This is a genomic window from Sinomonas sp. (assembly GCF_036848755.1).
GTDB lineage: Bacteria > Actinomycetota > Actinomycetes > Actinomycetales > Micrococcaceae > Sinomonas.
In genome coordinates this window covers 1-2,418 of sequence record NZ_DAIUJO010000089.1, presented here as the reverse complement: position 1 = coordinate 2,418, position 2,418 = coordinate 1, and the positions used below count along the sequence as shown (strand labels likewise).

At 66.5% G+C, this 2,418-nt stretch carries 2 protein-coding genes and 1 tRNA gene; all 3 read right to left on the bottom strand.

Going from position 1 to position 2,418, the window contains the following annotated elements; translation table 11 throughout:
* Positions 1–17: 17 nt before the first annotated feature.
* The gene (locus V7053_RS13770) at positions 18–1,673 is read right to left on the bottom strand and encodes an ABC transporter substrate-binding protein (RefSeq protein ID WP_334172843.1); all 1,656 of its coding nucleotides are present in this window, start codon (positions 1,671–1,673) and stop codon (positions 18–20) included.
* An 81-nt stretch (positions 1,674–1,754) separates the two neighbouring features.
* Positions 1,755–1,839, bottom strand: a tRNA-Leu gene (locus V7053_RS13765).
* A gap of 79 nt (positions 1,840–1,918) precedes the next feature.
* Entirely contained in the window at positions 1,919–2,404 is a 486-nt protein-coding gene (gene bcp / locus V7053_RS13760) for a thioredoxin-dependent thiol peroxidase (RefSeq protein WP_334172842.1), read from the bottom strand.
* Positions 2,405–2,418 lie beyond the last annotated feature (14 nt).

Here is a 2,418-nt window from a genome sequence, read left to right as displayed (position 1 = left end):
GGACACCCGGTTGGGAGCTAGGAGGTGAGGACGACGTGGTTGAACGTCTCATTGAGCACAGGCGAGGTGGGGTACGTGCCCACGCGGCTCGAGAGGGCCACAGCCGAGATCGGGAACGCGATCGGGATCGCGGGCGCTGTGCTCGCGAGCTGGGCATTGATGTTCTGGTACGCCTGCGTCCGGTCGTTGCCGTCCGGCAGGCCGCGGGCCCGGCCGAGTTTGCTGAAGAGCTGGGCGTCGAAGAACCCGAACTCGCCGTTCTTCGCCCCGAAGAGAGCGGCAAGGAAGTCGTCGGGATCCGCGTAGGTCCCGTAACGCCCCAGCAGGTGGAACGCATGATCGCCGGGCGTCGTGACCCGCTCAAGATACCCGTCCGACCAGGCGATGGGCACGGGCTGGATGTTGAGGCCCACGAGCGTGAGCTGCGAGCTCAGTTCGGCGTATACCTTCTCCGGAGAGGGCAGGTACAGGTGCGTGATGTCGAGGGGGTAGTAGAACTTGAGCGGCTCGCCCCGGTAGCCGGATTGGGCGATGAGCCGCTTGGACTTCTCGGGATCGTAGGACGGGAAGCCGCCGGCCTGGTTGAAGCCGTTGAGCTTCGGAGGGAGGAATTGAGCCGCGGGCTTCGTGTCCTCAAGGAAGAAGGGGGTGATCAGTGCGGTCTTGTTGATCGCGGAGGCGATCGCGAGACGCACGTTCTCGTTCTGCAGGATCGGTACGGCCTGGTTCATGCCCAGGTACATGACCGAGAACGGGTCGCGGCGGACGACCTGGAGGCCCTTGCGGACGAGGGTCTCGATGTTGTCGAGGGTCACTGCGTCGTAGCCGTCGATCGTGCCCTGGACGAGCGCGTCGAGCCGGTTCTGGGCTTGGTCGTAGACGACGAATGCGAGTTGGCCGATCTGCCCCCGCGTTCCCCAGTAGTCGGGGGACGCTTCGAGGAGCACGCGGTCCGAGGCCCACTCCTTGAAACGGAAAGGCCCGGTGCCCACAGGATGCTGGGCGTAGCGGGAGATCTTTGTCCCCGACGACGGCTGATCTTCCACGTCAGCGGAGCCGGCCTGGAGCGCGGCAGGTGACGATATGGCGAATGCGGGGGCCGTGAGGGCCTGAAGCAGCTCGGTGAGGGGCGACGTGAGGTCTATTCGCACGCGGTAGTCGCCGAGGACGGTGCAACCCTTGTAGAGCGAAAGCTCCGGTGCGTCGGAATGCGCCTGGAACGCGGCCGTAAACGGAAGGACGCCCCGGGCAGCCCGGAGAGCCGGGGGGAAATGGAACCACCGGTCGAAGTTCGCTTTGACGGCAGCCGCCGTGAAGGGCGTGCCATCGTGGAACCGCACCCCCTGCCGAAGGGTGAAGGTGTACGAGAGGAGATCCGAGCCCTGCGTCCACTGGGTGGCCAACCCCGGGGCTGGCGCTCCCGTCTCCGGGTCCGTTGTCAGGAGGCCTTCGAGGACCTGCCGGGTGATGCGCCACGACTCGATGTCTGCGGTCAGGGCTGGATCCAGGCCGATCGGGGCAGCCGGCGTTCCGAAAGTGAAGTTCTGGTTCGAGGCAGGGGTAGAGCTCGCGGTGGCGCTCGGCTTCGGCTGCGGTGAAGGCGTGCACCCAGCCAGTAGTGCCGTCGCCGCTGCCGCCTGAAGCAGATCCCTGCGCCTGATGCCTCGCGCCACTCGTATTGCCTTTCCCGCCGTGCCCGGCGCCCGTCCCCAGGTGTCGTTCCTGCACGGCCGGGCTCATCCTCATGCCGGAGGTGGTGCGCGAGGAGGGACTTGAACCCTCACGTCCGAAGACACAGGAACCTAAATCCTGCGTGTCTGCCAATTCCACCACTCGCGCGATACCCGCACCGAACTCGGCGGGACCGTCTGTCAGTCTAGCGGGCGTGTCCGGCGGGTCTGTTCAGGCAGCGCTCAGGTCAGTCGAGGCCGAGGTCGCGCCGGAGTTTGGCGACGTGCCCCTTGGCGCGAACGTTGTACTGGGCGACCTCGACCCTGCCCTCCTCGTCAAGGACAAACGTGCTGCGGATGAGGCCTTCGTAGGTCCGTCCGTAGTTCTTCTTCTCGCCCCACGTCGCGTAGCTCTCGGCGACACGGTGATCCTCGTCTGCGAGCAGGGGGAATCCGAGATGCTGTGCCTCGGCGAATTTCGCGACGGCGCGCGCGGGGTCGGGCGAGATTCCGACGACGGCGTAGCCCGCCGCCGCGAGGGAAGCCAGACTGTCGCGGAAATCACAGGCCTCCTGGGTGCAGGCGGGGGTGGCGGCCTGCGGGTAGAAATACAGGACCGTCTTGTGTCCCCGGAGGTCTGCGAGGGATGTCGTCCCGCCGCTGGAATCCGGCAGTGCGAACTCGGGGGCGGCGTCGCCCGGGACAAGCCGCTGGGGAGTTGGGGAAGTGGTCATGGCGCCAGACTAGC

Bases quoted from the DNA above. Each gene is read 5' to 3' on its own strand.
- bcp (WP_334172842.1), bottom strand. From the start codon at position 2,404: ATGACCACTTCCCCAACTCCCCAGCGGCTTGTCCCGGGCGACGCCGCC.